Here is a 24899-nt window from a genome sequence, read left to right as displayed (position 1 = left end):
CTTATGACAATATCTATTATTATACCAGTTTATAATGGTCAAGATTATTTGGCTAATGCCGTTGATAGTATTCTTCATCAAACCCATGAAGACTGGAAGTTATTAGGGGTGGGAACCCTAGTCGGTCTTCTTTCCAGCACGGATCCGGATGCCAGTCCCCAAAGCTTCACCTACACCCTAGTCTCAGGAACAGGTGGGGTAGATGTAGACAATAGTAGCTTTGTCATTGTTGGTGAACAGTTAAGATTATCTGTTTCACCAGACTTTGAAACCAAATCCAACTACCGCATTAATGTTCGCACTACAGATCAAGGAGGGCTATCCCGAGATCAAGCCTTCACCATCAATATCCGAGACCTGCGGGAGTCCCTCAACGACCAAATAACTCAGGAAGAGAGTTCAATTAACTCTTTCATTTTGCCGGTGGTAGGCAGTTCTGGAGCGGTAAGTTATCAGCTATTATCCCTAGATAGCACGCCCCGTCCTGATTGGATATCTTTCAATCCTAGCACCAGGCAAGTCAGTGGTACACCACCTACCAACTTTGCAGAAGCGGTGCAGTTACGCCTCAATGAACTGGATAGCGGCAACAACCTGCTGGGGAGCTATAACTTTAAATTGGTGGTGCAAAATGTGAACGATGCGCCCACAACCGCATCAACCAGTCGCACTGGACAAGAAGACACGGATATCACCCTCCAACTCTCGGATTTTGCCTTCACAGATGTGGACAGTGGGGACTCACTCAAAGCAGTGCAGATTGTCGCCCCCCCCACAGCTGGCAGTTTGCTCCTAAATGGCAACCCTGTCACCTATCCCCTGCAAGTAACACGGGAACAAATTAGCCAAGGTGCCCTGCGATTCCGCCCCGCAGCTAATGCCAATGGGCCTTATGCTACCTTCCAATTCCGGGTCCTAGACCAGGGAGATGGGGTTTCTTCTCCCGCCACATTTACCATCAATCTCACTGCTGTGAATGACCCTGCCACCGGGCAACCAGGAATTACTGGCACTTTGGAAGAGGGCCAAACCCTAACCGTGAACACCGGTGGTATTGGCGATGTGGATGGGTTGCCCGCAAGTGGTTTTAGTTATCAGTGGTTCCGGGCATCGGTGGATGGCAGCAGCAATCCCGGTCTGTTTCAGGAGATTACGGGTATTACAACCCCCACCTACCAGTTAGCTGCCACGGATATCAACAAAGTGATTCGGGTGCAAGTGAGTTTTACTGACCAGGGGGGCAACCTAGAAAGCGTCATCTCCAACCCCACTAACCTAATTCAGAATCGCCCCGATACCCCTACCTGGAGTGGTCAGCAAATTACAGGCACTCCCACCCAGGGACAGACCCTAACCGTGAACACCGGTGGTATTGGCGATCTGGATGGGTTAGGTAGCTTCAGCTATCAATGGCAACAATCCAGTGATAACTCTGTTTGGACCGCCATCAGTGGTGCTACTGGCACCAGCCTGCGACTGGGCCAAGACCAGGTTGGCAAGTTAGTCCGTAATTTGGTTTCCTTCACTGATGGTTATGGTAATAGGGAAACCTTAACTTCTAACCCCACGACCCAGGTTGCCAACATCAATGACCCTGCCAGTGGCACGCCCCAAATCATAGGTACACCAGCTAAGGGACAGGTTCTCAGTGTTTCTACTCAAGGGTTAAGCGATGCCGACGGTATAGACACTAGTACCTTCAGTTACCAGTGGCAACAATCCAGTGATGGTAATACCTGGAGTGATATATCTGGTGGCACTGGTAGTAACCTAACTCTAGGAGATAGCCAGGTCAATAACCGAGTGCGGGTGCGGGTAAGCTATCGCGACTATCCCGGAGGACCAGAAACCCAGCGCACCTTAGAAACTCGCGAATCGGGTGCAACTGCACTGGTCAGTAATAGCAACCTCAATCCGGTGGAAGGGGCAGTAGTCTTGACCCTGAACGGAAATCCCCTCACTGGTTCCCCCAGTCAAAACCAGATTGTGGTAGCCAACACTAGCGGTATTCGAGATGGTGATGGTATAGGAGCCTTGAGCTACGAATGGTTAGCTGATGGCCAGGTGATTAGTGGTGCCACAGGCGATCGCCTGACCCTAGGTCAACCTCAAGTAGGCAAGGCGATCGCAGTACGGGTTCGCTACATCGATGGTGGAGGGACCAACGAAGAAATCAGCTCCCCAGCCACCCCGCCTGTACTGAATGTGAACGACCCTGCCCTGGCCTTAATACTAACAGGGGCAATAGTTCAGAACCAAACCCTAACAGCTCAGCTTGACTCTATCACCGATTTAGATGGCGCACCAGCGATTCAGCGTGATTCCCAGGGCAACATTACCAACTACACCTTCCAGTGGCAACAGTCCTCCGATGGTACTACCTGGAGTAATATCCCCAATGCCACAACTGCAAGGCTGAACTTGACAGAGACCCTGGTAAGTCAAAGATTACGGGTTACCATGTCCTTTACCGACAACGGAGGTTTCTCGGAAACCGTCACCTCGGTTGCTACTAACCCCATCCTCAACGTCAACGATGCGCCCCTGGGGGATCCTACAATTGGGGTCACCGTCCCGAACCAGGGACAGACCCTCACTGCCAACACCAACGGCATCAGCGACATTGATGGACTTGGTACTTTCAATTACCAGTGGCAACGGCTCAACGACACTACCTGGGAAGCCATCACCGGTGCTAATGCTGCCACCTATAATCCCAGTCAGAGAGACGTGAATCGTTCTCTACGGGTGAGGGTAACCTATACCGATGGTAGGGGAACCCAAGAAACCCTGTTCTCCACAGCAACCGGGTTAGTCATTGACCTACCCGATGGGCCCACTGGTCAACCCACCATTAGTGGTACTCTTACCCAGGGTGAGTTGCTCACAGCCGATCCTAGCTCCATAGCGGATTTGGATGGATTTGGTACCTTCAGTTACCAGTGGCAGCAGTCCACCGATGGAACTACCTGGAACAATATCCCCAATGCCACTGGCAATACCTACCGCCTCACCCAGAATCAGGTTGGTCGCCAGGTGCGGGTACGAGTAAACTACATAGATGGTCTAGGCACACGAGAAACCGTCACCTCCACTGCCACCACCCCCATCCTGAATGTTAACGATGCGCCCACCGGATCAGTTACAGTTCGAGGGACTCCAGCCATTGGAGTAACCCTTTCTGCTGACACCAGGAGTTTAGTTGATCCAGATGATGAGGTTAATTCGGTACGAGCCTTTAGTTACCAGTGGTTTGCCAACGGAGTTTCCATTACGGGTGCCACCAATGCCACCTATACCCCCATCGACGACGACCTGAACAAGACCTTAACTGTCCAGGTCACCTACACAGATCAACGTGGGACTGTAGAACGTGTCTTATCCCCCAACTCCTTAGCAGTTATTAGCGCTGACCAACTCCTTACTGGAGATGTGTCAATTCTTTCCACTAATGCCCTGGAGGGTGTAGATGCCAGCGGTAATCTGATTGCCCAAGAAAACGTCACCTTAGTGGCTGATCCCTGGACAACCCAGATTACTTTCAATGGTATACGACGGGTGCAATTCTCCTATCAGTGGTATGCGGATGGGGTGGCTATCATTGGTGCCAACAGTGACCTATTCACACCAGGTGACGATCATGTGGGCAAGGTGATCACCGTAGCTGTTACCCCCACTGGTCTCAGCTCGTCCCTCCTTTCCAAAGGTACTGCCCCAGTGGTTAATGTCAATGACCAGCCAGAAGGCATCCCCACCTTTAGTGGTTTGGTGAATGGTGCAGCCCAGGAAGACAGCACCCTAACAGTAAATGTTAGTGGCATTAGCGATGCTGATGGAATTGACGCCACCACCCCCTTCAGTTTCCAATGGCAACAGTCCACTGACAGTAACAACTGGAATAACATCACCAACGCCACCGGTCGCTCCTTCACCCCAGGTGATGCCCAGTCGGGTCAGCGTCTGCGCCTGGTCACCACCTATACGGATTTGCGCGGCACCACAGAAATAGTCCCTACCCCAGTGGGCAGTCTTAATAACATACCTGGTCAAGTTAGACCCGTCAATGATCTGCCCACAGGTAGCATTGGTATTAATGGATTCCTAGTAGTTGGTCAAGTTCTCACAGCCGCCAGCACCCTAGTTGATGCTGACGGTATTCCCCCCAGTGGCGTAACCTACACCTGGCAGCGGCAAAATCCAGCCACCACTTCAGTTCGTGGAACAGTTGGTGAATGGTCTGATATTGCCACAGGTGCGACCTACACAATTGCCGACACAGTATCCGGTAGCCCACTGCGTGTTGTTGCCCGCTACACTGACCAGCAGGGATTCTCTGAAACCATCACATCAAGTCCCACCACCAATGTAATTCGTAATGCCCGCGAGGGAGTTGTAATTACATGGTTTTCCGCCCAGCCTGCCACATCGCAGTGGCAAGTGTTCAGCTCCAGCACGGGTTGGCAAGATTTAGCCGGAGAAACCAGGGCCTCTCTCCAGACTAAAAACGACCTAGGTGGTCGTCAGGTGCGTCTGCTGCTCAATGGTACTCCCACCCCAGCCTTGTTTATCCAGACCGTGGACAACGGAGTAGGAACTGTCAGTCCCATCACCATTGCTCCTGAGAGTAGCCAGCCCAGCTTTGTGCTTGGGGCAACCTTAAAAACTGGTTCCGTGGTCGGAGACCTGGATGGGCTAGATCCCAACAGTACCAATGTGATTTACCAATGGCAACGCTCTAACAACGATAGTAGTTGGAATAACATCTTAAAAGATGGTGACAAAGCCATTTATGTCGTCACAGATGAAGATCTGAACCAAAACCTGCGAGTGCAAATCACCTACACCGACCTCCAGGGTTTCACCAGCACCATCTACTCTGCAGCAACTAGTGTCATCCAAACTGCGCCACCACCGGTAGCCAGTGGTAGCTTTGATGCCATGACATCCAACGGGGATGACATTGCCTCAGTGGAAGAGTTTCCTGTGAACAACGATACTAGCAGCCTAGCTGGAGGACTCACCCTCACTGGTACAGTCACCAGCCCTAACACCTCTGTCACCCTTACATTTGGGGGACAGACCCGAGTAGCAAGACTTGCGGTTGATACGGATGGAAATAGGATAAGTGATGCTAGTACTAGTACCACCAGTCCGGTTGCCTGGAGTTACACCCTCACTGCAGCAGATCTTACCTGGTTAGTGGGCAATGAGGACAACCAAGTCACCGCCCGATTCACCCGCACTGAAGGAAACCAGATTGGCATAGGTAAAACATCTCGCACCCTGTTCATTTCTCAAGGGGTACTAGCTGATCGCACCGCTCCTACCGTTATTGATGCCTCCCAGCCCGGGGGACTAACTGCTGACGTGCTGCGTAACCTTCAGGCATTGGGTGTGGAGTTCCAGGGAGTAGATACCAGCCAACCCAATGCCCTGGTCTTCACCTATGGTACCGCCGACGAATTCAATGCCGGTGCTGATACTGCCGACAAAGGAACAGGAGCTGGTCTTAACACTTCCACAGGTACCATCCAGGGTGTTGAACAGTTTGAAACCGGCCAAGACGGCACTTATACCATTCCCGGATCAGATGGCAGCAGCACCCCTATTTCTGCTCCCCCTAGATCCAGCTTTACACCAGTTGCCGATCCCCTAGCAATGACAGTGTCCGGAGTTCGACCTGGTGCAACTGTCACAACTCAATTCTATCTGCCAGCAAACGTAGCATCTCGCTTAGCAGCTAACGACACTCCCCTAACCCGATGGACTTACTATAAACTAGATAGCACAGACAACCAGTTTAAAGCGTTTACAGATAACAACGGCAACGATCTCTATGCATTTAGGGTCGAGGGTGGAAACAACGATAACTTGTGGCAGACAGGTGAGCAGGTTGTCCTCACCCTCACCCTCACAGATGGCGATAAGTGGGATCGGGACGGTTTAGCTAATGGCATCATAGTTGACCCCGGATTAGCCGGTCTTAGTGTCAATCAAGCACCCACCATTACCAGTCCAGCTACAACCAACTTTGCAGAAAATGGAACAGGTACTGCTTACACCGTTCTAGCCACAGACCCAGATGCTGGAACCACCCTTACTTATAGCCTATTGGGAACTGACGCAGCACGGTTTAATATAAACAGCACCACGGGAGCAGTTACCTTCAAAACCGCACCCAACTTTGAAGTTCCCGGTGATGGTGGTGGCAACAATATTTATGACATTACCGTTAGTGCTAGTGATGGCAGTTTAAGTGCATCCCAAGCAGTAGCAATCACAGTAACTAATGTCAATGAAGCACCCACCATTACCAGTTCAGCTACAGCCAGCTTTGCAGAAAATGGAACAGGTACTGCTTACACCGTTCTAGCCACAGACCCAGATGCTGGAGCCACCCTTACTTATAGCCTATTGGGAACTGACGCCCCACTGTTTAATATAAACAGCAGTACAGGAGCAGTTACCTTCAAAACCGCACCCAACTTTGAAGTTCCCGGTGATGGTGGTGGCAACAATATTTATGACATTACCGTTAGTGCTAGTGATGGCAGTTTAAGCACATCCCAAGCAGTAGCAATCACAGTAACTAATGTCAATGAAGCACCCACAGACCTGACCCTATCAGCTACTACCATTGCGGAAAACCAAGCAATTGGCACAGTGGTGGGTAACTTCTCTACCACAGACCCGGATGCTGGCAACTCCTTTACCTATAGCCTAGTTACAGGAGCAGGTGCTACCGATAACAGTTTCTTCACCATAGATGGTGGTCAACTAAAAACTGCTGCTGCCTTTGACTTTGAAACCAAGAACAGCTACAGCATTAGAGTTCGTACCGCAGACCAAGGTGGACTGTCTTTTGAGAAACAGTTAACCATTAATGTCACCAACGTTAATGAAGCGCCCAGCTTTACCAATACTACCGCCACTTTCCCTGTAGCGGAGAATGGCACTACTGTAGGAACCATCGATCCTGCTACCGACCCAGATGGGGGGGATATTCTTAACTACACCCTATCGGGAGCAGACGCAACCAAGTTTAATTTTAATACCATTACTCGCGCCCTTAGCTTTAAAACTCCCCCTGATTTTGAGGCGAAAGGTAGTGCAGCGGGGACCAATGCTTACAGTGTAACGGTAACCGCCACCGATGTTAGGGGTTTAAACGCTACCCAGACAGTTACCGTTAATGTCACTGATGTGGTAGAAATTGGCAATCCACCGGTGATAACTAGCAGCTCCAACTTCTCCGTGGCAGAAAACAGTACCACAGTAGGAAATATTACTGCTACCGATGCGGATGGTGATCCTCTTACCTACAGCATTAGTGGGGGAACAGACCAAAGTTTATTCACCATCAATGCCAATACAGGGAACTTGAGCTTTGTTGCTGCTCCTAATTTTGAAGCACCAGGAGATGGGGGAATTAATAACGTTTACAACCTACGAATCGGGGTTACGGATGGTAAAAATACTGTTAACCAGGACTTGATTATCAATGTTACTAACATTAACGAAGCACCCACAGACCTGACCCTATCAGCTACTACCATTGCAGAAAATCAAGCAATTGGCACATTGGTGGGTAACTTGTCTACCACAGACCCGGATGCTGGCAACACCTTTACCTATAGCCTAGTTACAGGAGCAGGTCCTACCGATAACAGTTTCTTCACCATAGATGGTGGTCAACTAAAAACTGCTGCTGCCTTTGACTTTGAAAACAAGAACAGCTACAGCATTAGAGTTCGTAGCACCGACCAAGGTGGACAGTTCTTTGAGAAACAGTTAACCATTAATGTCACCAACATTAACGAAGCACCCACAGACCTGACCCTATCAGCTACTACCATTGCAGAAAATCAAGCAATTGGCACAGTGGTGGGTAACTTGTCTACCACAGACCCGGATGCTGGCAACACCTTTACCTATAGCCTAGTTACGGGAACAGGTTCTATCGATAATAGTTCCTTTACCATAGATGGTGGTCAACTAAAAACTGCTGCTGCCTTTGACTTTGAAACCAAGAATACTTATAACATTAGAGTTCGCAGCACCGACCAAGGTGGACTGTTCTTTGAGAAACAGCTGACTATTGGTGTTAAGGATGTTAATGAACCACCTGTTTTCTCTGCTGTCTCCTTCCCTGTTCGTGAAAATAGTAAATTAGTTGGTAGAATCAGTGTTCAAAATCCGGAACCGGAAGACGTTATTACCTTTGCCCTAGCAGGAGTTGATGCTAAATTGCTGTCCATTGATTCCCAAGGTAACTTGACGTTTAATAAAGCACCAGACTTTGAAAAACCCGAGGATGCGGGCAAGAATAATATTTATCAAGTACAAGTTACAGTCGGAGATGGTAACACCCCTCCCGTAACCCAAGATATCGATATCAAGGTTGAAGATGTCAATGAAGCACCCGCTGCTATTGGTGACTTTTTAGCCATTGTTGGAGATACTAGCGGATCCATTGAACCTTTGAAGAACGATACTGATCCTGATAGCGGTGATAAACTGAAAATTATTGGCGTAACCGATGGTAAACAGGGCAAGGTTGAAATCATTGGTGATCAGCTAAAATACACCCTCTTAGATGCTGCATACACAGGAGATGATGTTTTTAGCTATACTATCTCTGACCAAGGAAATTTAACAGCAACCGCAAACGTCAAGGTTAATGTGACGGGAACAAAAGTTGTAGTAAATTCGGGCGTAATAACAGATGTCCAACCTGGTGACCCCTTAATTCCTTCAGAAGCTGGTTCCCTATCTGGTATTGTTAATAATGTGTCCTTCAATTTCCGTGCTGGCTACAATCCAACTCAAGCAAGGGATATTCTGCAAAGAACTTTAGTTAGCACTGATGCAGCCTTTAATAACCTATTTGGTCTTTATGAAATAGATAATGCTACAGGCGCAGTTAATGGCATCGCTCCAGGACAACCTGGCTATGCTAGGGCTGCTTTAAACAGAGCAGTATCTAGTTTTGCAGTACGAGCTGGGGGTTCGGGAAATGGCATAACTGGAAATGTGGTTGTGGGCGGGGATAAATTTTACGCTCCCTTCGTCATTGCCAATGGTGGTAACTTGTTCGGTAGTATGCAGGATGCTATTAACACCTTCTTCCAACTCAATGCTGATAATAGTCGAGCCACCGCTGAAAACTATACCTCTTTCCCAGTTGCTTACTTTAGCTTTGGTGCAGCTAACCCAGACGGTGCAGCTCACATCAAGAGCTTTGGCAACAATATCTTTGGATTCGAAGATTTACCTGCTGGTGTAGGGGTCAATGATTACGACTTCAATGACACGGTCTTCTCCTTTGGTTAAAGCTAAGGTCAGGGAGACCGGGAATGAATTCTCGGTCTCCCCCTACAGATCTGGACTTTAGAACCTACTTCCTGTTTCATCCTAGTCTCAACATGATTCTTGAGAGGTTTGTCTACTCCACAAGCTATCTCGGTAGAGCTTACCCTTGACTTATCCAACAAATCTGATATCATGTTGCCATGGGGTAATTAATCCCGCCCATATCCAAATGAAATATAAACTTCATAAGGTGCTGAGCTTTGACGGTCTACATGATCTCAGTTCGTACCAACTCGACCCAACCACCCAAGTAGCTATAAGAGTCGAGTGGTAGGGTAGATAAATAAATTTGATCACCTCCAGTGCAAACTGAAGTTGAAATCCTCCTGGAAAAAAATCGCACTCAGAGTTTAAACAACGACGAGCAGCGTCTTTGGCAACAATACGAATTTATAGAGCATCTTGTGCGACTAGCAAAAGCTCAAGCCCTCCTTAAACTTAAGAAGGATGAGTAAAAGCTATATTTATGCGTCCCTGCGGCGAATAGTGGGCGATCGCGCCAATGGTTGTTGTGAATATTGCCTAATTCCGGAAGCTTTGTCCCTCTCATCCCACCATGTCGATTAAGGAGTGCTTCGCAATCGCCATTTTGATTTAAAATGAACTCGTATAAACAACTCCTGTGGTTGAGCGGAGTCGAAATCAGCTAAGCTGATGTGTAAGAGTATATTGGAGCGGGAGAATATGGCGACTAATTCTCCATAAAACAGGCGCAAGAACCTACTTTCCTTGGTTACTTTGATTGAAAAATTAACAAAATTTTTACAATTTACAATGCACAATAACGCACTGAAAATAAGTATTTGTATTCCCACTTACAATGCTGAAAAATTTATTCGCACCACAATATCTTCTTGTCTTGAACAAACCCAAGCCCCTTATGAGATTTTACTATCAGATGATGGTTCAAGCGATCGCTGTTGGCAATCCAGCTAAAATAATTAAATACCGTAACTCAAAAATAGCTAATATGAGCTACCAACCGATACTAATAAGCATAGAAAAATGATTACTGATCGAGAAAAACTCAAACTGGAACTGGATTACATCGATGATTTTACCATTAACGTAGTGTATCGTATTGTGATGGCACTTAAACATCCCATACCTGTGGCTAACAATGAAATTAGCTGGTTCGCAAATAACCCACTCAAGAATAGTATCATCTATGAAAAAGATATTATTAGCCCCATTGATGAAACGTGGGATGTTGAGAGATGATTATTCTTGATACCCATGCTTGGATTTGGTGGATAACAGAATCTAAAAATCTTTCGGTACAAGCTACTGAAGCCATTAACAAAGCTGATATCATTGGCATTGCTGCAATTAGTTGCTGGGAATTAGCAATGCTGGTTGCCAAAAATAGAATTGGTTTATCAATGGATGTCCAAATTTGGATAAATCTCGCACTTCAACATCCAAAAATTCAACTGTTAGCTTTAACACCAGAAATTGCGGTGCTGTCAACTAGATTACCAGGGAATTTTCATGGTGATCCAGCAGATCGATTGATTGTAGCCAGTAGTTTAGTTCACCAAAAGTTTCCTTGAAGTAGACATATCATACATAAAAAGCGATGGCGTTTGGATTGCCTATAGAGCTATTATCCTACCAGGTGTTACTTTAGGAAATGGAGTTGTAGTGGGTGCGGGTGCGGTAGTATCGCGTTCGAGGGTTTTTCTGTCTCAATTTTAACCTATAACCAATAATCACCCACGACAAAACCAGTCGGTTTCAACCGACTTGAGCTTCGCAATCTCCTGTAAGGAGTGCTTCGCAATCGCACTTATATATATCCTGTTGGTTTGTTGGGTTTCGTGCCTCAACCCAACCTACGATTACCCACGACAAAACCAGTCGGGTTTAACCCACTTGAGCTTTCCCCCACAGACAGTCTCCAGGTAAGGGTTAATTTAAACAATGACGAGTAATTCCTTGGGGATCTCCCAATGATGTAAAGAAATGTAAAATAATCGCAATCCTTGGTTTATTTATGCAACAAGTTATGATATTATACTGGCATGAGGTAATTGTTCCTCCTGTTTCTAAATGAAATATAAACTAAACCATAAGGTGCAGAGCTTTGACGGTCTATATGATCTCAGTTCGTACCAAGTAGACTCATCTACCTAGGTGGCTAGCGGTAGGATGTCTCTGTCTCAATTTTAAACTATAACGAATAATCACGGGTAATTCGTTGGCGATCGCACTCTCCCTAGTCCGGAGCATCAGGCCTCCTTAGAACCCCAAGAATTAAATCAGCTGGTACGACAAATTCGAGATTTACCCAAAATATTTTGCGCTCAAACCAGTTCAAGTAAAAAATATATATGAACAACAACAGCAAACAAATTTACAATTACACCGTGATTCTCGAAAAGGAAGAACATGGAGGCTATCATGCTTTTTGCCCGATTCTGAAAGGCTGTCATTCTCAAGGAGACACTTTTGAAGAAACAATTGATAATATTACAGAAGCTATTGAATTGTATCTTGAAAGTTTAAAAAAAGAAATGTTCTTTGAATTATTACAAAAATAATATCCCTAATACCTCCAGTTCAGACCTGAATCCTTACATTCAAACAATCAATGTAACCTTGTTACAGTTGTTAGGAACGAATGAAGAGGAGATAGGTAAGGAACTGTTGCAAAATGCAGAAGCTGAATCTTTACTGGATTTTAGACAGATTTCTGATTTAGAAGCATGGTTAAAAGACGCAGAAAAATCCATTGTGTGATTGTTTATGGTAAAAAAATCAGATATTGGCGGTAAACGTTTAATTGGACTTAGTCCACAAGCTTGGGGGCGTTGGGTCACGGGGGATAAAACGATCAAAGTTCAGGAAATTATTAACAGTGAACTTCAATGGATCGAGCGGGAAAGTGATGTTTTGCTCAAGGCCCATAGTCCTGAGTGTGGCGATTTTATTCTACTGAATGAGCTACAACTGCGCCATGATGCTAAGATGCCCCGACGAATGCGAGCTTATGCTGCTCTAGTAGAGGAAAAGTATGGGCTACTAGTCTATCCAGTGGTCGTCAATATTCTTCAACCTGGGCCGACGGAGATAATTCGCAGCCGTTATGAGTCCGAAATTATGGGTTGTAGGGCCTATCAGGACTATCGGGTGATTAATTTGTGGGAGATTGAGGCGGAGACGGTGTTTGAGCAAAATCTGTCTTCCTTGCTACCGTTTGTCCCAATTTTGAAGGGGGGTAATAGTGAGGTAAATCTGCGTCAGGCTCTACTCAATCTTCGCAAGAATCAAGTGTTGGGGGATTTGGAGCCGTTGTTGTCTTTTTTTGCTAGCTTTGTATTTGATATCCCTTTAGTACAACAAATGATGAGGTGGGACATGACGGTATTACGTGAATCGCCCTGGTACAACGAAATTCTTAAGGAAGGTCTTCAGGAAGGTCTTCAGAAAGGTCGTCAGGAAGGTCTTCAGGAAGGCGAACTTCGAGGAGAACAACGTGGAAGACAAGAAGGTCTTCAGGAAGGAAGACAAGAAGGAAGACAAGAAGGAAGACAAGAAGGACAGCGAAAGATAATATTACTGTTGCTGAATCACAAGTTTGATGGAATCGAGTCACCTGTGGTGGAAAGGATAAACAGACTATCACTAGAGCAATTAGAAGCAATGGGTGAATCTTTACTGGATTTTAGACAGATTTCTGATTTAGAAGCGTGGTTAAAAGACGCAGAAAAATCCAATGATCTAAAACCACAAGTTGATATCCAAAATGGCAATCAACTGGATGTGTAATCGGTTACAGTGTCTACAACGAGCGATCGCAAAGCAGATCTCCTGTAAGGAGTGCTTCGCGATCTCGCAAGTGCGAGTGCTTCGCAATCGCCCTTTTAAACCGTTCATGAAGTGGGATTCGTTTTAAACTCAACCTACCAAGTGTTATACTTAATTAGATACTAATATGGCGAGCGAGGCGACCTGCCATTTTTGAGGTATACACGATGGAGATTATCAATTATGAAGCCGACTTTTATGCTTGGGCAAGCCAGCAGGCAGAACTTCTGCGACAACGGCAAGCGAGTTTCTTAGACTGGATGAATCTCGCTGAAGAAATCGAAGCAATGGGTCGTTCAGAAAAACGCCAGCTTGCCACTCGCCTGGAGGTGCTCATCATGCATCTGCTAAAGTGGCACTATCAGCCCAATCTCAGATCTCAGAGTTGGCAGTTGACCATCCAAGAACAACGCCTGCGGTTAGGCAAGCTTTTGCAAGAAAACCCCAGTCTAAAACCCATCGTATCGGATATCATTTTGTCAGCCTATCCCTTGGCAGTAATAAATGCTAAGCGGGAAGCAGGCCTGTCTAATTATCCTAAAGATTGCCCCTATAGTCCAGAACAATTGCTGAGGGATATATTTTTACCCGATTGAGTTATTCCTATCTCTTAGAAACTTACTCAGACGTACCTAAGTTTAATTGAAGCTGGAATAAAAATGTTTTGGTTTTTTATGGAAAACCCGGTGCGTAATATGTGATAATAATTGAACCTAGTAGCGAGAATTTGACAATGCCGCGAGTCGCTTTTTTCTTTGGAATTTCCATTTATATGTACATGGATGACCATGGGATACCTCATTGTCATGCCATGTATGGAGATTTTGCCGGTTCATTTAGCCTTGAAGACGGTGAACCTCTAGCGGGGGAGATGCCCCCTGCTCAAGCAAAAAAAATCAAAATATTTATACTGAATAATCAAGTAGAATTACTGGAGAAATGGCATGAACTCTCAGATTAAAACTCCCTGGCTAAAAGCGATAAAGGTAGTTCCTTTGGATGGTTTTCGTTTGCAGGTCATCTTTGAAAATGGGCAAGAGATGAGGCTTTCCCTGGAAAAATTAATTCAAACCCGAGAGCGTTACTGGCGTCTAAAGAGTCCTCGTTATTTTCGTCAGGCTCAGATAGATACACTAGGGGGGATTTGCTGGCCTGAAGGGGAAGATTTGGCACCGGATGGATTGGAACGGTATCTGATAATAGATACAACAAACTCACATATACCATAATTTAGCCAGTAACACTTCTATCTCAATGACGATAAATTTAGACCTCGGGGGTGGTAGTTAACAGCAGTGTGTGCAAAACAGACTGGCGATCGCCCATAGGGAGTGCTTCCCAATCGCCCTTTTAATTTGAAATAAATTCATATAAACAACGCTGTTGAGGGGGTCAAAACCGGTTGACCCGATGTGTAATCGAAATCTGTAATGTTAAACCATCAGGTTTGTAAAGAAATGTAAATTAATCCCTTGGATGTTTCTCGTTATGCTTATCGGAAGGGATTATTTGTAATTGGGCAGTCGGGAGATAATTTAGTCATTCTCAATGACGATAAATTTAGACCTCGAGGGTGGTAATTAACACCAGTGGCTGGAACGGCCCATAGGGAGTGCTTCCTAATCGCCCTTTTAATTTGAAACAAATGTTGGGTGGTGTAGAAACCAGCTCACCCTATGTGTAATAAGCCATCAGCCTTGCAAAGAAATGTAAATTAAGCACCATATTCTCTTGACTTGTGTACCAAATACGAGTTTAAAATAAACTGCGATCGCTTAATGGGTGACACAAAGAAATTTTGAGAGGAAAGAACAAGGAAGATTAAGAGAATGACCCGATTCATTCACGACCAATTTGCCAAGGACTACTTAGAGGAAATACTCAGGCCCTATGGAGAAATAGAATCTTCTAAGCGAGTTCCAGGAGAAGTTAGACTGTACCATTTAGGAAAAAGTCTGAGGACAAAGATTGTAGCGATTCACCACTTACCAAACACGCCGGAAACATTATGGCTAAGAATATTGGGAAGGGGGAAAGTACGAACAAAAGCAATTGATCAGTTAGAAAAACTGACAGAAGATCACCCATTACGAAGAAAGGTGCTAGAATTGCTATATACTTTGAGACAAAACTTGGAGCAAAGTGGAAAAGCTGAAGAAAGGGAAGATAAGGAGTTAATTATGAGGTTAGCACCACTGTACCAGCAAGATATAGAAAAAGTGAGACAAGAAGGTCTTCAGGAAGGCGAACTTCGAGGAGAACAACGTGGAAGACAAGAAGGACAGCGAAAGATAATATTACTGTTGCTGAATCACAAGTTTGATGGAATTGAGTTACCTGTGGTGGAAAGGATAAACAGACTATCATTAGAGCAATTAGAAGCAATGGGTGAATCTTTACTGGATTTTAAACAGATTTCTGATTTAGAAGCATGGTTAAAAGACGCAGAAAAATCCAATGATCTAAAACCACAAGTTGATATCCAAAATGGCAATCAACTGGATGTGTAATCGGTTACAGTGTCTACAACGAGCGATTGCGAAGCAATCGCCCGTGGCAAGGTTTGTTGATTTTGCCCAGTCCAGGTTATAATGTGGGTGCGGAGTTACCTGACGGATTTGAGGGAAAGGCAAAACCTAAGTCCTAATGTAACCTTGTTACAGTTGTTAGGAACGAATGAAGAGGAGATAGGTAAGGAACTGTTGCAAAATGCAGAAGCTGAATCTTTACTGGATTTTAGACAGGTTTCTGATTTAGAAGCATGGTTAAAAGACGCAGAAAAATCCATTGTGTGATTATTTATGGTAAAAAAATCAGATATTGGCGGTAAACGTTTAATTGGACTTAGTCCACAAGCTTGGGGGCGTTGGGTCACGGGGGATAAAACGATCAAAGTTCAGGAAATTATTAACAGTGAACTTCAATGGATCGAGCGGGAAAGTGATGTTTTGCTCAAGGCCCATAGTCCTGAGTGTGGCGATTTTATTCTACTGAATGAGCTACAACTGCGCCATGATGCTAAGATGCCCCGACGAATGCGAGCTTATGCTGCTCTAGTAGAGGAAAAGTATGGGCTACTAGTCTATCCAGTGGTCGTCAATATTCTTCAACCTGGGCCGACGGAGATAATTCGCAGCCGTTATGAGTCCGAAATTATGGGTTGTAGGGCCTATCAGGACTATCGGGTGATTAATTTGTGGGAGATTGAGGCGGAGACGGTGTTTGAGCAAAATCTGTCTTCCTTGCTACCGTTTGTCCCAATTTTGAAAGGGGGTAATAGTGAGGTAAATCTGCGTCAGGCTCTACTCAATCTTCGCAAGAATCAAGTGTTGGGGGATTTGGAGCCGTTGTTGTCTTTTTTTGCTAGCTTTGTATTTGATATCCCTTTAGTACAACAAATGATGAGGTGGGACATGACGGTATTACGTGAATCGCCCTGGTACAACGAAATTCTTAAGGAAGGTCTTCAGAAAGGTCTTCAGAAAGGTCTTCAGGAAGGAAGACAAGAAGGAAGACAAGAAGGACAGCGAAAGATAATATTACTGTTGCTGAATCACAAGTTTGATGGAATCGAGTCACCTGTGGTGGAAAGGATAAACAGACTATCACTAGAGCAATTAGAAGCAATGGGTGAATCTTTACTGGATTTTAGACAGATTTCTGATTTAGAAGCGTGGTTAAAAGACGCAGAAAAATCCAATGATCTAAAACCACAAGTTGATATCCAAAATGGCAATCAACTGGATGTGTAATCGGTTACAGTGTCTACAACGAGCGATTGCGAAGCAATCGCCCGTGGCAAGGTTTGTTGATTTTGCCCAGTCCAGGTTATAATGTGGGTGCGGAGTTACCTGACGGATTTGAGGGAAAGGCAAAACCTAAGTCCTAATGTAACCTTGTTACAGTTGTTAGGAACGAATGAAGAGGAGATAGGTAAGGAACTGTTGCAAAATGCAGAAGCTGAATCTTTACTGGATTTTAGACAGATTTCTGATTTAGAAGCATGGTTAAAAGACGCAGAAAAATCCATTGTGTGATTGTTTATGGTAAAAAAATCAGATATTGGCGGTAAACGTTTAATTGGACTTAGTCCACAAGCTTGGGGGCGTTGGGTCACGGGGGATAAAACGATCAAAGTTCAGGAAATTATTAACAGTGAACTTCAATGGATCGAGCGGGAAAGTGATGTTTTGCTCAAGGCCCATAGTCCTGAGTGTGGCGATTTTATTCTACTGAATGAGCTACAACTGCGCCATGATGCTAAGATGCCCCGAAGGATGCGAGCTTATGCTGCTCTAGTAGAGGAAAAGTATGGGCTACTAGTCTATCCAGTGGTCGTCAATATTCTTCAACCTGGGCCGACGGAGATAATTCGCAGCCGTTATGAGTCCGAAATTATGGGTTGTAGGGCCTATCAGGACTATCGGGTGATTAATTTGTGGGAGATTGAGGCGGAGACGGTGTTTGAGCAAAATCTGTCTTCCTTGCTACCGTTTGTCCCAATTTTGAAGGGGGGTAATAGTGAGGTAAATCTGCGTCAGGCTCTACTCAATCTTCGCAAGAATCAAGTGTTGGGGGATTTGGAGCCGTTGTTGTCTTTTTTTGCTAGCTTTGTATTTGATATCCCTTTAGTACAACAAATGATGAGGTGGGACATGACGGTATTACGTGAATCGCCCTGGTACAACGAAATTCTTAAGGAAGGTCTTCAGGAAGGTCTTCAGAAAGGTCTTCAGGAAGGCGAACTTCGAGGAGAACAACGTGGAAGACAAGAAGGAAGACAAGAAGGACAGCGAAAGATAATATTACTGTTGCTGAATCACAAGTTTGATGGAATCGAGTCACCTGTGGTGGAAAGGATAAACAGACTATCACTAGAGCAATTAGAAGCAATGGGTGAATCTTTACTGGATTTTAGACAGATTTCTGATTTAGAAGCGTGGTTAAAAGACGCAGAAAAATCCAATGATCTAAAACCACAAGTTGATATCCAAAATGGCAATCAACTGGATGTGTAATCGGTTACAGTGTCTACAACGAGCGATTGCGAAGCAATCGCCCTTTGCAGGTCATCTTTGAAAATGGGCAAGAGATGAGGCTTTCCCTGGAAAAATTAATTCAAACCCGAGAGCGTTACTGGCGTCTAAAGAGTCCTCGTTATTTTCGTCAGGCTCAGATAGATACACTAGGGGGGATTTGCTGGCCTGAAGGGGAAGATTTGGCACCGGATGGATTGGAACGGTATCTGATAATAGATACAACAAACTCACATATACCATAATTTAGCCAGTAACACTTCTATCTCAATGACGATAAATTTAGACCTCGGGGGTGGTAGTTAACAGCAGTGTGTGCAAAACAGACTGGCGATCGCCCATAGGGAGTGCTTCCCAATCGCCCTTTTAATTTGAAATAAATTCATATAAACAACGCTGTTGAGGGGGTCAAAACCGGTTGACCCGATGTGTAATCGAAATCTGTAATGTTAAACCATCAGGTTTGTAAAGAAATGTAAATTAATCCCTATAGCTTCTTGACTTATGCAACAAATCTGATATCATTCTGGCATGGGGTAATTAATTGCCTCGTATCCAAATAAAATACAAGCTAAATCATAAGGTGCAGAGCTTTGACGGTCTACATGATCTCAGTTCGTACCAACCAGACTCACCCACAGCTAAGAGAGTCGAGTGGCATGGATTTTCTGTCTTAATTCTAACCTATAACCAATAATCACCCACGGCAAAACCAGTCGGTTTTAACCGATGATCTAAGACCACAAGTTGATATCCAAAATGGCAATCAACTGGATGTGTAATCGGTCACAATGTCTACAACGGGTGATCTCGCGAGTGCTTTGCAATCGCCCTTTTAATTTGAAACAAATTCACATACACCATAATCACCCACGGTAAAACTAGTCGGTTAAAACCGACTTGAGCTTTGAGACCGGGAATTGATTCCCGGTCTCCCCCACGGACAGTCTCCAGGCTTGGGTTAATTCAACCCAATCACGGTTAATTCTCTGGCGAGCTCCTGTAAGGAGTGCTTCGCAATCGCCCCTAGGGGGTGCTTTGAAGTCGCATTTATATATATCCCGTTGGTTTGTTGGGTTTCGTGCCTCAACCCAACCTACGATTACCTACGACAAAACCGGTCGGGTTCAACCGACTTGAGCTTTGAGACCGGGAATTGATTCCCAGTCTCCCCCACGGACAGTCTCCAGGCTTGGGTTAGCCCAACCACACGGGTAATTCCTTCCCAATCGCATCCCCCTCTTACTAAAAAGCGATCTCCCAGCGATCTCCCATTTGGTTTTTCTCAACCCAAGCTACAATGACCCATATAGACAAATCCTGTGACATCTTAATAGTGGGAGGTGGTATTGTCGGTTTGGCTACCGCCCTCCGTATTTTGCAATCTCGCCCCGATCTCCGATTAGTCCTCCTGGAAAAAGAATCCACCCTAGCTAAACATCAAACTGGCAATAATAGCGGTGTCATTCACTCCGGTCTCTATTATCGTCCCGGTTCCCTAAAAGCTCTTAACTGTATAGCAGGCTATCGCCAGCTCTTGACTTTTTGTCAAGATGAAGAAATCCCGCATGAAATTTGCGGTAAGGTAGTGGTCGCTACTAGCGAGAAGGAACTCCCCCAATTAGAAATGCTTTAGCACAGGGTAATAGCTAGTTGGAGGGAATACGGTGGTTAAGCTCCCAGGAAATTTCTGAGGTTGAACCTCATTGTGTGGGTTTACGGGGAATTAGAGTTCCTCAAACTGGTATTGTGGATTACAAGGCTGTGGCTATTAGGTATGGGGAAAAAATCCGGGAAGCAGGTGCGGAAATCTTCTTGGGTGAATCGGTGAAGGATATGGTGGTCAATTCTTCTGGTGTGGAAGTCATCAGTGATCATCACACCTGGTCTTCTAAGTTTTTAGTGGTTTGTGCCGGTTTACAGTCTGACAGGTTAGCACTAAGCAGTAGGTGCAAAACAGACTGGCGATCGCGTTCTTGATTTAAAACAAACTCACACATACCATAATTGATAAAACAGATGTTAGTTTTTGTTAACCCAACTTATAATCAATTACAAAAAAAACCAGTCAATTTTAAAGCAATTAAGCCTGCACCATCAAAGTTACTACTTTCTAATAATAAACTTTAAGTAAAAGAATTCAGAATATGAAAGCAGTTATTCTGGCGGGGGGGTATGGCACTCGACTGAGCGAGGAAACTCACTTAAAACCAAAACCCATGATTGAAATCGGCGATCGCCCAATCCTCTGGCACATCATGAAGTTATACTCAGCCTACGGAGTGCATGACTTTATAGTTTGTTGTGGATACAAAGGTTATGTAATTAAGGAGTATTTTGCAAACTACTTTTTACACATGTCTGATGTGACTTTTGACATGCAGATGAATGAGATGCAAGTGCATCATAGACATGCAGAGCCGTGGCGGGTAACTTTGGTAGACACGGGTGAAAAAACTCTTACGGGTGGAAGATTGAAAAGAGTTAAGGATTATATAAGCAATGAAGCGTTTTGCTTTACATACGGAGATGGGGTCAGTGATATTGATATAGGAAGATTGATCAACCACCATCAGAAGGGTGGTTTATGGGCCACGGTGACAGCAGTGCAACCACCGGGTAGATATGGTGCTTTAAATATCAACCATGAAGGATTAGTAATGAATTTTTTAGAAAAACCTCAAGGAGAGGGGGGCTGGATCAATGGAGGTTTCTTTATTTTAGAACCACAAGTACTCAACCTAATAGAAGGGGATAGCAGCAGTTGGGAAAGTGATACCCTTCCCCTAATAGCTAACAAAAATCAGTTGGGCGCATTTTACCACCATGGATTTTGGCATCCAATGGACACTTTAAGAGACAAAAATATGTTAGAGGATTTGTGGCGTTCTGGGCAAGCTCCATGGAGGGTCTGGTAAATGGATACAAGTCTTTGGCAAGGAAAGCGGGTTTTGGTAACGGGTCACACTGGTTTTAAAGGTGGTTGGCTATGTTTGTGTCTTCAGTCTATGGGTGCCAAAGTCATTGGGTATGCCTTAGATCCCCATACTCATCCCAATTTATTTAGTCTAGCTAAAATTGATAGTGACATGACCTCTGTGATAGGGGATATTCAAGACTTAAGTACCCTGAAGCAAGTGGTAGAAGATTTCTCTCCAGAGGTGGTATTTCATCTAGCAGCCCAACCATTAGTAAGAGAGTCTTACAAGTTACCCGTGTACACATTTGCCACAAATGTAATGGGTACAGTAAACCTACTGGAGTCTATCCGCCAGACACAAACAGTGCGTGCTGTGGTAAACATTACTTCTGACAAATGCTATGAAAATCGGGAATGGGTCTGGGGGTATAGAGAAACTGAGGCACTGGGTGGATATGACCCGTATAGTAGCAGTAAGGCTTGTGCGGAGTTGGTAGCAGCTGCTTATCGCAATTCCTTTTTTAACCATGTTAACTCAGAGAAAGATATAGCACTGGGCACAGCGAGAGCCGGTAATGTTATAGGTGGTGGAGACTGGTCAACAGATCGTTTAGTACCGGATTGCCTGAGAGCTTTTCAGAGTGGAGAACCTGTGGTTTTACGTTCACCTCAAGCAGTACGTCCTTGGCAGCACGTGCTAGAGCCAATTTCAGGTTATATACTTCTGGCGGAAAAACTGATGAGTTCAGAAAGTAATCGATATGCATCTGCTTGGAATTTCGGTCCAGATGATCGAGGTGATGCAACAGTGGGAGAAGTTGCCAAAACCATTGCTCATCTTTGGGGTAACAATGCAACAGTTGACGTAGACAAGAATAAAAACCACCCCCATGAAGCTGGACTGTTAAGACTTGACATCAGTCGTGTACGTACTGAGCTGGGATGGAATCCCCAATGGACAGTTAAACAAGCACTGCAAGCTACCGTAGATTGGCACCGAGCCTGGCTAGAAGGTAAGGATATGCGTGACTTTTCTTTGTGGCAAATTGCTGGCTATCAAAAAACTCACTCCTACGCAAGTGTTCTATGAAAATTCTGACTACCCCTATTGCTGGGGTGTGGATAGTCAAAACTATTCCATTTATAGATGAGCGAGGCTACTTTTACCGTGGCTTTTGTAATGAGGAACTAAAATCAGTTTTAGAAAACAGAACCATTAGTCAAGTGAATGTATCCAAAACTGAAGATGTAGGGGCTATTAGAGGAATACACTTCCAGTGTTCTCCCCATAGTGAGATGAAATTTATCCGTTGCACTCGTGGAAAGATTTGGGATGTGGCAGTGGATTTACGGCAGGGATCAGCAACATTTCTCCATTGGTTCTCTGCGGAATTGTCGGGAGAAAATGGTGACATGATAGTAATTCCTGAAGGTTGTGGTCATGCTTTCCAGGTTTTGGAAGCTGGGACAGAAATGTTATACTTGAACACTGCTCCATATCAACCTAATCATCAAGGGGGATTACTTTACAACGATCCACTACTGAATATTTCGTGGCCAATGGGAGTAACTACCATTTCCCAGCGGGACAAATCTCACCCACTACTTTCTGAAAATTTCCAGGGTCTTATCGTATGAAATGCCGTCACTGTGGTTCACATGTCACAATACCCCTAATTGATTTGGGAAGTGCTCCACCATCTAATGCTTATTTAAGCACTTTAACACTGCGTCGTCCAGAGAAGTGGTTTCCTTTGAAGGTAATGGTGTGTGGCAATTGTTGGTTAGTACAAGCGGAAGTTTACTCCCGTTCAGCCGAGTTGTTTAATGATGAGTATGCCTACTTTAGTTCATTCTCTCGCTACTGGCTAGATCACTCAGAGCGGTATGTTAGCAAGATGGTATCGCTGTTGGGACTAAATGAAAACAGCTGCGTGGTAGAGGTAGCCTCTAATGATGGGTACTTGTTACAGTATGTTCAAAAGGAGCGTATTCCTTGTTTTGGTATTGAACCAACGGCTAGTACTGCTGCTGCGGCTAAACTAAAGGGTATTGAGACCATAGAAGAGTTTTTTGACCTGAACTTAGCTAAACGGTTAGTTGAACAGGGTAAGCAAGCTGACTTGATGATAGCTAACAATGTTCTGGCTCATGTACCAGATATTAATGATTTTGCCGCCAGTTTTGCCACCTTGCTAAAACCTGAAGGGGTAGCCACCTTTGAGTTTCCTCATTTAGTCAATTTGATTAATCAAAGTCAGTTTGATACAATCTATCACGAGCATTTTTCCTACCTTTCCTTTACCACAGTGGTGGGGCTTTTTCAAAGCCATGGTCTTTGTGTTTTTGACGTGGAAGAACTGGATACCCATGGAGGTAGTTTGCGAGTGTTTGCACAAAGAGCTGACAGAAATTATTATGATGTTTCTCCCAGGGTGGGCGAGTTTTTGGAGCGGGAGTCAAAAGTTGGAATTAAAACAGCTGCTTATTATCAGGGCTTTCAGGAGAAAGCAGATGAAATTAGTAGGGATTTTTTGTTCTTCTTATTAGAAGCTAAGCGTCAAAACAAGAAAATAGCTGCCTATGGTGCTGCAGCAAAGGGTAACACATTGATGAACTATGCAGGGGTGCGTCCCAACTTAATTCCTTTTGTGGTAGATAGAAATCCGGCGAAGCAGGGGAAATTTATGCCTGGAAGTCGCATACCAATTGTGAATGAGGGTTATTTGAAAGATGCTAAACCAGATTATATAGTTGTTTTACCCTGGAATTTAAAGAATGAAATTGTGAATCAGCTTGATTATGTGCGCGAATGGGGAGCAAAGTTTGTTACTGCAGTACCAAAACTAGAGGTGGTATGAGAATTGCTGTTACAGGAGCAACGGGTTTTATTGGTCGTCATGTAGTTAACGCTTTAGTCTCCAATGGGTACGATGTTTTAGCTGTTGGACGTTCTGCTCCTTTACCAGGTCAAAAGTTGTCGTTTTTGCCAGTAGACCTACTACAGGAAAAAAATCATCACTGGATCTCAGAATATAAACCATCTCATTTGCTACATTTAGCTTGGTATGCTGAACATGGAAAATATTGGACATCTCCACTAAACCTAAATTGGTGCGATGCAACAGTTCATCTAGTTAATGCGTTTGTCAACCAAGGAGGTAAGCGAGTTGTTGTGGCAGGTTCATGCGCGGAATATGATTGGTCTTTTGGTTATTGTCATGAAGTAAAGACTCCTAGTCGGCCATCTACCTTATATGGTACTGCCAAGGACTGTGCCCGACGCATGTCCGAGAAAATTTGCGCCCTGCAAAGTGTACCACTAGCGTGGGGCAGAATTTTTCTGCCATTTGGTCTAGGGGAAAGTTCCCAAAGACTTATTCCTTCAATTACCCATGCTTTATCAGGATTGCGTCCCCCCTTTCCCATTCGTGTTCACCAGTGGCGAGATATTTTACCTGTTGAAATAGTTGCTGACGGATTAGTTTTTTTAGTTGCGCAGGAAAGCTCTGGAGTTTTTAATATTTGTTCTGGAAAACCAACTCAATTGTCTGAGGTGATCCAAAAGATTGGAGTGATGCTCAATAGAAATATTGACCTGCTTATGGTTGAAGCTGACAGTTCTCTTTACCCAGATTATTTTTTGTTAGGGGACAATCAGTCCCTTGTATCACAAGGTTGGTTGCCTGAATATAACATTTGGGAAAGTCTCAACGTTTATGTTAGTAATTTAACTGAATTGTAAGGTATAAAAAATTTAA

Annotated in this window: 25 protein-coding genes and 1 pseudogene; all 26 read left to right on the top strand. The window is 44.6% G+C overall.

What is annotated here, in order from left to right; genetic code table 11:
- Positions 1 to 3: 3 nt before the first annotated feature.
- The 26 genes and pseudogenes from IAR63_RS18305 to IAR63_RS02155 all read left to right on the top strand — a co-directional run bounded on the left by IAR63_RS18305 (position 4) and on the right by IAR63_RS02155 (position 24883).
- Positions 4 to 9333: a cadherin domain-containing protein gene (locus IAR63_RS18305; protein ID WP_187706431.1), complete on the top strand. Its 9330-nt coding sequence runs from the start codon at positions 4 to 6 to the stop codon at positions 9331 to 9333.
- A gap of 341 nt (positions 9334 to 9674) precedes the next feature.
- A complete protein-coding gene (locus IAR63_RS02275) occupies positions 9675 to 9827 on the top strand; it encodes a hypothetical protein (protein WP_187706430.1) in 153 nt (50 codons plus the stop codon).
- 319 nt (positions 9828 to 10146) lie between these two features.
- Entirely contained in the window at positions 10147 to 10308 is a 162-nt protein-coding gene (locus IAR63_RS02270) for a glycosyltransferase family 2 protein (protein WP_082604623.1), read from the top strand.
- Positions 10309 to 10377: 69 nt separating this feature from the next.
- Positions 10378 to 10593: a hypothetical protein gene (locus tag IAR63_RS02265; protein WP_168357620.1), complete on the top strand. Its 216-nt coding sequence runs from the start codon at positions 10378 to 10380 to the stop codon at positions 10591 to 10593.
- A complete protein-coding gene (locus IAR63_RS02260; protein ID WP_187706429.1) occupies positions 10590 to 10925 on the top strand; it encodes a type II toxin-antitoxin system VapC family toxin in 336 nt (111 codons plus the stop codon). Before IAR63_RS02265 ends, IAR63_RS02260 begins: the two co-directional genes overlap by 4 nt.
- 7 nt (positions 10926 to 10932) lie before the next feature.
- Positions 10933 to 11070, top strand: coding sequence for a hypothetical protein (locus IAR63_RS18770; RefSeq protein ID WP_187707328.1), 138 nt, complete (start codon positions 10933 to 10935; stop codon positions 11068 to 11070).
- A 546-nt stretch (positions 11071 to 11616) separates the two neighbouring features.
- Positions 11617 to 11709 (top strand): annotated as a pseudogene (locus IAR63_RS18685) (hypothetical protein); the annotation flags it as partial.
- The gene (locus tag IAR63_RS02245) at positions 11706 to 11915 is read left to right on the top strand and encodes a type II toxin-antitoxin system HicB family antitoxin (protein WP_096547342.1); all 210 of its coding nucleotides are present in this window, start codon (positions 11706 to 11708) and stop codon (positions 11913 to 11915) included. The pseudogene IAR63_RS18685 and the gene IAR63_RS02245, both read left to right, overlap by 4 nt.
- Entirely contained in the window at positions 11896 to 12114 is a 219-nt protein-coding gene (locus tag IAR63_RS02240) for a hypothetical protein (protein ID WP_057176829.1), read from the top strand. Before IAR63_RS02245 ends, IAR63_RS02240 begins: the two co-directional genes overlap by 20 nt.
- A 6-nt stretch (positions 12115 to 12120) precedes the next feature.
- A complete protein-coding gene (locus tag IAR63_RS18300; RefSeq protein ID WP_187706428.1) occupies positions 12121 to 13143 on the top strand; it encodes a DUF4351 domain-containing protein in 1023 nt (340 codons plus the stop codon).
- A gap of 206 nt (positions 13144 to 13349) precedes the next feature.
- Complete coding sequence (locus IAR63_RS02230) at positions 13350 to 13778, top strand: DUF29 domain-containing protein (RefSeq protein ID WP_187706427.1); 429 nt, start codon at positions 13350 to 13352, stop codon at positions 13776 to 13778.
- A 176-nt stretch (positions 13779 to 13954) separates the two neighbouring features.
- Positions 13955 to 14143 (top strand): DUF4160 domain-containing protein, encoded by a 189-nt coding sequence (locus tag IAR63_RS02225; RefSeq protein WP_187706426.1) that lies wholly within the window; start codon positions 13955 to 13957, stop codon positions 14141 to 14143.
- Entirely contained in the window at positions 14127 to 14411 is a 285-nt protein-coding gene (locus IAR63_RS02220; protein WP_006277523.1) for a DUF2442 domain-containing protein, read from the top strand. The genes IAR63_RS02225 and IAR63_RS02220 overlap by 17 nt, the downstream gene beginning before the upstream one ends.
- Positions 14412 to 15011: 600 nt before the next feature.
- The gene (locus IAR63_RS02215) at positions 15012 to 15692 is read left to right on the top strand and encodes a DUF4351 domain-containing protein (RefSeq protein ID WP_187706425.1); all 681 of its coding nucleotides are present in this window, start codon (positions 15012 to 15014) and stop codon (positions 15690 to 15692) included.
- 81 nt (positions 15693 to 15773) lie between these two features.
- Positions 15774 to 15977 carry a hypothetical protein gene (locus IAR63_RS02210; protein WP_141304010.1) on the top strand — a complete coding sequence of 68 codons (204 nt, stop codon included), beginning with the start codon at positions 15774 to 15776 and terminating at the stop codon, positions 15975 to 15977.
- A gap of 6 nt (positions 15978 to 15983) precedes the next feature.
- Positions 15984 to 16934, top strand: a complete 951-nt coding sequence (locus tag IAR63_RS18295; protein ID WP_187706424.1) for a DUF4351 domain-containing protein — start codon at positions 15984 to 15986, stop codon at positions 16932 to 16934.
- Between the two features lie 81 nt (positions 16935 to 17015).
- Positions 17016 to 17219, top strand: a complete 204-nt coding sequence (locus IAR63_RS02200; RefSeq protein ID WP_141304001.1) for a hypothetical protein — start codon at positions 17016 to 17018, stop codon at positions 17217 to 17219.
- A gap of 6 nt (positions 17220 to 17225) precedes the next feature.
- Entirely contained in the window at positions 17226 to 18200 is a 975-nt protein-coding gene (locus tag IAR63_RS18290; RefSeq protein WP_187706423.1) for a DUF4351 domain-containing protein, read from the top strand.
- Positions 18201 to 18226: 26 nt separating this feature from the next.
- Entirely contained in the window at positions 18227 to 18463 is a 237-nt protein-coding gene (locus IAR63_RS02190; RefSeq protein ID WP_235678330.1) for a DUF2442 domain-containing protein, read from the top strand.
- A gap of 1055 nt (positions 18464 to 19518) precedes the next feature.
- Positions 19519 to 19854, top strand: a complete 336-nt coding sequence (locus IAR63_RS18615) for an FAD-dependent oxidoreductase (RefSeq protein ID WP_187706422.1) — start codon at positions 19519 to 19521, stop codon at positions 19852 to 19854.
- 17 nt (positions 19855 to 19871) lie between these two features.
- Entirely contained in the window at positions 19872 to 20198 is a 327-nt protein-coding gene (locus IAR63_RS18610; RefSeq protein WP_187706421.1) for an FAD-dependent oxidoreductase, read from the top strand.
- Positions 20199 to 20365: 167 nt separating this feature from the next.
- The gene (rfbF, locus tag IAR63_RS02175; RefSeq protein WP_187706420.1) at positions 20366 to 21136 is read left to right on the top strand and encodes a glucose-1-phosphate cytidylyltransferase; all 771 of its coding nucleotides are present in this window, start codon (positions 20366 to 20368) and stop codon (positions 21134 to 21136) included.
- Positions 21137 to 22228 carry a CDP-glucose 4,6-dehydratase gene (gene rfbG, locus IAR63_RS02170; RefSeq protein WP_187706419.1) on the top strand — a complete coding sequence of 364 codons (1092 nt, stop codon included), beginning with the start codon at positions 21137 to 21139 and terminating at the stop codon, positions 22226 to 22228.
- Positions 22225 to 22776 (top strand): dTDP-4-dehydrorhamnose 3,5-epimerase family protein, encoded by a 552-nt coding sequence (locus IAR63_RS02165; protein ID WP_187706418.1) that lies wholly within the window; start codon positions 22225 to 22227, stop codon positions 22774 to 22776. Before rfbG ends, IAR63_RS02165 begins: the two co-directional genes overlap by 4 nt.
- Positions 22773 to 23999: a class I SAM-dependent methyltransferase gene (locus IAR63_RS02160; RefSeq protein WP_187706417.1), complete on the top strand. Its 1227-nt coding sequence runs from the start codon at positions 22773 to 22775 to the stop codon at positions 23997 to 23999. Before IAR63_RS02165 ends, IAR63_RS02160 begins: the two co-directional genes overlap by 4 nt.
- A complete protein-coding gene (locus IAR63_RS02155; protein WP_187706416.1) occupies positions 23996 to 24883 on the top strand; it encodes an NAD-dependent epimerase/dehydratase family protein in 888 nt (295 codons plus the stop codon). Before IAR63_RS02160 ends, IAR63_RS02155 begins: the two co-directional genes overlap by 4 nt.
- Positions 24884 to 24899: the final 16 nt, after the last annotated feature.

The organism is Cylindrospermopsis curvispora GIHE-G1 (genome assembly GCF_014489415.1).
GTDB classification, from domain to species: Bacteria; Cyanobacteriota; Cyanobacteriia; order Cyanobacteriales; family Nostocaceae; genus Raphidiopsis; species Raphidiopsis curvispora_A.
This window is presented reverse-complemented; position numbering and strand designations above follow the sequence as displayed.

Bases quoted from the DNA above. Each gene is read 5' to 3' on its own strand.
- IAR63_RS18305 (WP_187706431.1), top strand. From the start codon at position 4: ATGACAATATCTATTATTATACCAGTTTATAATGGTCAAGATTATTTG.
- IAR63_RS02270 (WP_082604623.1), top strand. From the start codon at position 10,147: ATGCACAATAACGCACTGAAAATAAGTATTTGTATTCCCACTTACAAT.
- IAR63_RS02265 (WP_168357620.1), top strand. From the start codon at position 10,378: ATGATTACTGATCGAGAAAAACTCAAACTGGAACTGGATTACATCGAT.
- IAR63_RS02260 (WP_187706429.1), top strand. From the start codon at position 10,590: ATGATTATTCTTGATACCCATGCTTGGATTTGGTGGATAACAGAATCT.
- IAR63_RS02245 (WP_096547342.1), top strand. From the start codon at position 11,706: ATGAACAACAACAGCAAACAAATTTACAATTACACCGTGATTCTCGAA.
- IAR63_RS18300 (WP_187706428.1), top strand. From the start codon at position 12,121: ATGGTAAAAAAATCAGATATTGGCGGTAAACGTTTAATTGGACTTAGT.
- IAR63_RS02230 (WP_187706427.1), top strand. From the start codon at position 13,350: ATGGAGATTATCAATTATGAAGCCGACTTTTATGCTTGGGCAAGCCAG.
- IAR63_RS02225 (WP_187706426.1), top strand. From the start codon at position 13,955: ATGTACATGGATGACCATGGGATACCTCATTGTCATGCCATGTATGGA.
- IAR63_RS02220 (WP_006277523.1), top strand. From the start codon at position 14,127: ATGAACTCTCAGATTAAAACTCCCTGGCTAAAAGCGATAAAGGTAGTT.
- IAR63_RS02215 (WP_187706425.1), top strand. From the start codon at position 15,012: ATGACCCGATTCATTCACGACCAATTTGCCAAGGACTACTTAGAGGAA.
- IAR63_RS02210 (WP_141304010.1), top strand. From the start codon at position 15,774: ATGTGGGTGCGGAGTTACCTGACGGATTTGAGGGAAAGGCAAAACCTA.
- IAR63_RS18295 (WP_187706424.1), top strand. From the start codon at position 15,984: ATGGTAAAAAAATCAGATATTGGCGGTAAACGTTTAATTGGACTTAGT.
- IAR63_RS02200 (WP_141304001.1), top strand. From the start codon at position 17,016: ATGTGGGTGCGGAGTTACCTGACGGATTTGAGGGAAAGGCAAAACCTA.
- IAR63_RS18290 (WP_187706423.1), top strand. From the start codon at position 17,226: ATGGTAAAAAAATCAGATATTGGCGGTAAACGTTTAATTGGACTTAGT.
- IAR63_RS18615 (WP_187706422.1), top strand. From the start codon at position 19,519: ATGACCCATATAGACAAATCCTGTGACATCTTAATAGTGGGAGGTGGT.
- rfbF (WP_187706420.1), top strand. From the start codon at position 20,366: ATGAAAGCAGTTATTCTGGCGGGGGGGTATGGCACTCGACTGAGCGAG.
- rfbG (WP_187706419.1), top strand. From the start codon at position 21,137: ATGGATACAAGTCTTTGGCAAGGAAAGCGGGTTTTGGTAACGGGTCAC.
- IAR63_RS02165 (WP_187706418.1), top strand. From the start codon at position 22,225: ATGAAAATTCTGACTACCCCTATTGCTGGGGTGTGGATAGTCAAAACT.
- IAR63_RS02160 (WP_187706417.1), top strand. From the start codon at position 22,773: ATGAAATGCCGTCACTGTGGTTCACATGTCACAATACCCCTAATTGAT.
- IAR63_RS02155 (WP_187706416.1), top strand. From the start codon at position 23,996: ATGAGAATTGCTGTTACAGGAGCAACGGGTTTTATTGGTCGTCATGTA.